The 5,385-nt window shown below is 71.8% G+C and carries 6 protein-coding genes and 1 riboswitch; of the genes, 2 read left to right on the forward strand and 4 right to left on the reverse strand.

The features are described 5' to 3' along the window. Nucleotides 1–1,464, reverse strand: a 1,464-nt coding sequence (locus B4M60_RS05035; protein WP_291080890.1) for a helix-turn-helix domain-containing protein, incomplete at its 3' end; no start/stop codon positions are given. Between the two features lie 236 nt (nt 1,465–1,700). Between B4M60_RS05035 and B4M60_RS05040 the strand changes: the two genes are divergently transcribed. Further along, entirely contained in the window at nt 1,701–2,303 is a 603-nt protein-coding gene (locus B4M60_RS05040; RefSeq protein ID WP_291080891.1) for a hypothetical protein, read from the forward strand. 51 nt (nt 2,304–2,354) lie between these two features. Here the strand turns inward: B4M60_RS05040 and B4M60_RS05045 are convergent, their stop codons facing one another. The 3 genes from B4M60_RS05045 to B4M60_RS05055 form a co-directional block, all read right to left on the reverse strand. Beyond that, nucleotides 2,355–2,996 carry a hypothetical protein gene (locus tag B4M60_RS05045; RefSeq protein ID WP_291080892.1) on the reverse strand — a complete coding sequence of 214 codons (642 nt, stop codon included), beginning with the start codon at nt 2,994–2,996 and terminating at the stop codon, nt 2,355–2,357. 190 nt (nt 2,997–3,186) lie between these two features. Next, entirely contained in the window at nt 3,187–4,002 is an 816-nt protein-coding gene (locus tag B4M60_RS05050) for a C40 family peptidase (protein ID WP_291080894.1), read from the reverse strand. A gap of 52 nt (nt 4,003–4,054) precedes the next feature. Beyond that, nucleotides 4,055–4,232: riboswitch (cyclic di-AMP (ydaO/yuaA leader) on the reverse strand. A 163-nt stretch (nt 4,233–4,395) separates the two neighbouring features. After that, a complete protein-coding gene (locus tag B4M60_RS05055; protein ID WP_291080896.1) occupies nt 4,396–5,067 on the reverse strand; it encodes a metal-dependent transcriptional regulator in 672 nt (223 codons plus the stop codon). 19 nt (nt 5,068–5,086) lie between these two features. On the opposite strand from B4M60_RS05055, the gene B4M60_RS05060 reads away from it, so the two are divergent. Next, nucleotides 5,087–5,385: deoxyribodipyrimidine photo-lyase (locus B4M60_RS05060; protein ID WP_291080898.1), on the forward strand; the 299-nt coding region annotated here is incomplete at its 3' end.

The raw sequence follows: 5,385 nt of genomic DNA on the forward strand, positions 1-5,385 counted from the left end.
GATGCCGTGGACCGCCGAGTCCATCACGGCGTCGACCACGTCGGCCACGCTCGCCGCCGGACGGGTGATGCACATCAACAGCGTCGCATTACTGATCAGCACGGCACGCTGGTAGATCGCCGACCGATGGCGCGCCGACGCCTGTTCGGGGGTCACGGCATACGCTCCGTCCAGCTCTCGCTCGCGGATCGCCGGGCCAACATCGGGCCGTCCCACGAAGACCCGCAGCTCCCCCGAGTACGCCTCGAGAACCTTGGCGATCTGTTCGGGCAGCGGCGCGTGACTGCGGGGGTCGTCCGGGTGGCCGACCGGGGCGCCGTGCTGCACCGAGTACCGCAGCACGTCGTTGAGGAAGGCACTGGTGAGGTCGGGGTCGGAGCGGGCGATCCCCACGAAGGCCTCGAGATACGCCCGGAGCGCCCTCTCGACATCGGGCAGCGCGAGCACCGTCGCAGCGGCCCGTTCCAGTGTCGGGACGTGTTTGAGCCACACCGCGCTCGCCAGCCCGCGCCGCCCGCGGAAGGCCGCACCGACGGCCTGCGGGTCACGCGCGCACTCGACCGCCACCGCGGCGAGGGTGAGGCCCCGCCAGCCGTCCCGCGCGTAGACCCGGGCCGCGGCCGCCGCGATCTCGGCCCGGTCCGCCGGGTCGGGGGTGGTGCCGGCGGCGGTCGCGAGCAGCCGTTCGACCCCGCCCTGGTCGTCGTCGTGAAGGGAGTCGGTGAACGACATGAACAGCCGCATCCACCCGCGCACCGCCGCACCCCACCCGGGAGCCTCAGGGTCGGCGCGGCGGCCGACGACGAAGCCGTCGAAGAGCGCGCCGACCATCATCCCGAACTCCTCGGGGGCATCCGGCGAGCGCCAGGACCGGTCGGTCAGCTCGGCCAGCGTCCGCGCGGCGCGGACGTGCCACTCCCGCGCGCGCCCGCGCAGGGTCGCGATCGTCTGCCGACTCGCCTCGTCATTGGGAGCGGTCAGCGAGAGCATCGCCACGACCAGCCCGTAGATGTCCTCCATCCGCTGGCCCTCGCCGACAGGCGCCTCGAGGGTATGTCGAATGGTCGCGTCGAGGGCGACGAGGATGTGGGCCAGCCGGTCGATCGACGCCGACGGGTCTCGCGCCGGTGGAGGCTGGTCCGCCGAGCCCGCTGCGGCAGCGGACGGGTCCGCGAGCCCCAGGGTGGGCAGTACGAAGTCCGAGGGCGCGCTGGTGAGGACCGCGGCCAACACGCCGGCGAGCAGCTCGTCGAGCAGCTCACCACGGCTGGCGAAGTGATAGGTGACCGTGCCCTTGCTCACATGGGCGCGGCGGCTGATCTCGTCGTAGGTGACGAAGCGCGAGACATCCTCCAGCGTTGCCTTCGCCAATGCCCCGAGCACCGCCGACTGGATCGCTGCACGCGCCGATGGCGCGCCCGTCCCGCCACTGGCCGCCACGGGCGGCTCTCCCCTGGTCGCCACAAAGAAATGCTACTCACGCATGTCGCTCAGATTTCCGAACACGCCGCACGGGGGCGCGGAGCGGTCTGGTCCGCGTGGGCTACCAGCCGGTACGGCATCGGTCGATACTGCCCAGGGACGGGGCCGCAGTCCGCCAGGGGGGGTCTGCTGGCCCCTTCCTCATGCCCGTGGGACCGACCACTGTCGACCCGCCCCATGCGTCGCGACAGAGGAGGGACTTAAGCAGATCCCAAGCGGTGACCTCCACTCTCGGAGTTAGACGGCCGAAACCCTCGGCCGAGCCCGAAACGCCGCGAAGGAGAACCGTCATGTCGCAACCAGCCCTCCCCTCGACGCAGCACCAGGACCCGACGCTCGTCGGCTGGCTGTCGAGCCACACCGCACTCGCCTGGGCTGCCACGGCGGCCCTGACCTCGATCCTCGGGTTTGGCTTGGCTCTCCCCCAGGTCGCCACGGACATGGCCCAGGCCGAGGGGCCCACCGGGGATCAATGGACCCAGATCGCCTTCGCGGCGGGGTACTGCCTGCCGCTGGTGGTCAGCGTCTTCGCACTCGCTCTCGCCTACGGTCGGCGGGCGATGCCCAATGACATGAGCCAGTTCCTCGTCATCGGCATTGTCCTGCTGGCCAGTGGTGCCGTCAGCCATCTGATCGGCCTCGGGCTCGCTCCCGACCTGCCCTCCCGCTTGGTCCCGGGGCCGCCATACCTCAGCATCCCTGTGACGGCGGTCAGCGCCTACCTGACCACGTACGGCGTCCCGTTGGCCGCTTGCGCGGTGGCGATCGGCCTCAGCGCCGCGGCGCAGGTCACCAAGTGGCTGGCGTCGACCCGGTCGTGAGCCTGGGCCACGGTCGTGCTCGGCACTGAGTGCCGCACCCGCGCGTCGAGGTCAGGACACGCTGACGTGGACGTGGTCGTAGTGGTTGGCCGTGGTCGACCCACGGTCCGCCATGAGCCGCCAACCCTCGCCCGAGCGGGCCACCGACCAGATGTGCTGTCGCCAGATCACGTAGGTGATGCCGAGCTGGCCGGCGTGTGCCCGCATGTACTCGGCGATGGCGGTGCCGAGGGCGACATCGGAGGTCATGATGTCGCACGCGTGGCCGGAGCCGTGGTCACCACCACCGCCGCGCAGGGTCCCAATCGAGCCGATCTGGGGGAAGTTCGCCCGGACGGCCGCGATGACGGCGACCGCGTGCGCGCTGAGACCGCCAGTGCTCACCTTCAGCGAGGAGCGGGCCGCCGTGCGGCTCACCGTGCCGGCGAGCGCCTTGACGGTCACGGCGCCGGTCCTCGTCGCTCCGGCGGAGGTCGCGCTGAACCCCAGCACCCCCTCGGTCGACACGACGTTGCGGACGTCGAGCGGGGCAACGACGGCCCGGGTCTGGGCGATGAGGTCCGGGGACCCGGTGGTCAGGGCAGCTCCGACTCCGGAGCCCAACAGCCCGGAGGCGGATCCGGCCGAGGCCCCCTCGGCCAGCGGGCTCGCCGCCAGGGCACCTGTCGACGCGGCGGTCGACGCGGAAGCCACCGCAGCCACGGTCAGCGCGGTCCCGATCGCGATCCCGCCGGCGAGGACACCGGCGGCGGCATACGGGCCCGCGGAGCCTACTGAGGGGACCGCGACGCGCGGCAAGGACACCGACAGGCCGCGGCGAGGGCGCGAGTGCCGCCCGTGGTACCGGGGGACGAAGGCAGCCGTCGTCATCGGGGTCTCAGGATCAGATCCGGCCGTAGCTCACGTTGCTGTAGGTCCAGATCGACGCGAGCGAGGTCCGCGTGCCCGGTCGAGACGCATGGTAGAGCTTGCCCGGGCCGGCGTAGATGCCGACGTGGTAGGCCGGGAAGCCGAAGAAGATGAGGTCACCAGGAGCCGGGTTGGACACCTTGTGCGACGCCTGACGCTGGCTCTCGGCGGTCCGCGGAATGGAGATCCCGGCGCGGCGGTAGACGAACTGGGTGTAGCCGGAGCAGTCGAAGCCGCTGGTGCTCGACCCGCCATAGACGTACGGGATGCCGGTCAGCGACGCGGCGATCGCGATGATGCCGCTGGTCGGCCCGGGGATGTTCACCTCGGGCGTCGAGGGCTTGGGCTTGACGCCCGAGGAGGAGCTGCCGGTGGACCGCGTGGCGGACCGGGAGACGGCCTTCGTCACGGTGCGGGTCGCCGTCTTCTTGGCCACGGTGGCGGCCGCGGCCTGCTTGGCCGTGAAGCCGAGCACCCCGAGATCCCCCACCGCGGTGACATCCGCGGCGACCGAGGGTGCGACGACCGAGGCGACGAAGGCCTCGTGGGCCGAGACGAGCGGCGTCGAGGCAGCGCCGTCGACGAAGCTGGCCGGGACGGCGGCGGGGGCGGCGGCAGGCTGGGCCACCGCCGACTGGGCGGCGGCCGCGGTGGCTGCGGTGGCCGGTGCCGGCGCAGCGGTGGCCGGCGCGGCGTAGGCCGCGACGAGGCCACCGGAGGCGACGACGAGGGCAGAGGCCTTGACGGCCGGGCGAGCGGTGCGCGCCGCGATGGTGGCAATCTCACCCATCGCGCTGTACCCGGAGGACCGGTGGCGCCCGACATGAAGCTGAGACACGAAAAACCTCTCCATGAGTCGCCTCCGAGGTGAGCTGTCGGGTTCGGGTGGGAAAGTTCACCCGGTGCGTCGGCCGAGGCCTGATGCACTTCACCCCAAGGGCGTCTCGCGACGCCCGGAAGGTGGTTCCCCCGGTCCTGCCTGGCTGGTTCAAGGGCACCCAGGTGAGGCGACAGGACTCGGCGAGCCTCACACGGGACTCACCTCGACGGGCGGGGTGAGCGCTGCCCACGGTACACAGCCGCCGGGGCAATGTCACGTTAAGGTCACGGCAAGGAAACGAAACGTGGTCTATGTCTCGACCCTTCCAACCCCTGGCTGCGGCCCCCCAACCGCCGAAGAAGCTCAGGAAGCGAAGACGTAGCTGGCCAGCCGTGGCCCGAGGTAGGCCTCGCGGTCGCCCCTGACGAGCACCCCAGGCCCCTGCCGGACGATCTGCACGACCGCGCCCGGGAGCACGCCGGCGTCCCGAAGCGAGGCCGAGGCGGCCGGGTCCGTCTGGGCCGGCTCCCCGATCCGACGGACCGTCACCGGGCGGTCGACGTCGCCGGCCAGGTCAAGCAGGCTCGAGACCGACGCGGTGACCTCACCAGGCGCCAGGCCGAGCTCATCCAGCCCCGGGATGGGGTTGCCGTAGGGCGACTCACGGCCGTCGTCGAGCAGCGCGAGGATCTTGCGCTCGACCCGTTCGCTGATGACGTGCTCCCACCGGCAGGCCTCGTCGTGGACGTACTCCAGCTCCAGCCCGAGGATGTCGACGAGGAGCCGCTCGGCGATGCGGTGCTTGCGCATGACCCGGGTCGCGAGGAGCCGGCCCTCCGCGGTGAGCTCCAGATGCCGGTCCTCCGCGACGGTGACCAGGCCGTCGCGCTCCATCCGGGCGATCGTCTGCGACACCGTTGGGCCGGAGTGCGCGAGCCGTTCGGCGATCCGGGCCCGCATCGGGGTGACCCGCTCCTCCTCGAGCTCGAGGATGATCCGCAGGTACATCTCGGTGGTGTCGATCAGCTCGGTCACACGCGTAGCCTCTCATCCGATGACAACCACCGTGCTCTGGCACCGCCGGGACCTGCGCCGAGGGGACCTCCCGGCGCTGTCAACGGCACTGGACGGCGGCGCGGTCCTGCCTCTCGTCGTCCTCGACCCGGCCCTGTGGGCGGGCGCGGGTCGGGTGCGCCAGTCCCGGTATGCCGCCTCCGTGCGCGCCCTCCAGACCTCGTATGACGGCGCCCTCGTCGTGCGCTGGGGTGACCCGGCCGTGGTTGTCCCTGAGGTCGCCGCGGAGGTCGGTGCGCGGGCGGTCCACGTGACCGCGGAGCCGAGCCCGTACGGCCG

The sequence above is a fragment of the Dietzia sp. UBA5065 genome, from assembly GCA_002415925.1.
In the GTDB taxonomy this organism is placed as follows: domain Bacteria; phylum Actinomycetota; class Actinomycetes; order Mycobacteriales; family Mycobacteriaceae; genus Dietzia.

Coding starts and splice junctions, on each gene's coding strand:
- B4M60_RS05050 (WP_291080894.1), bottom strand. CDS start 4,002: ATGGGTGAGATTGCCACCATCGCGGCGCGCACCGCTCGCCCGGCCGTC.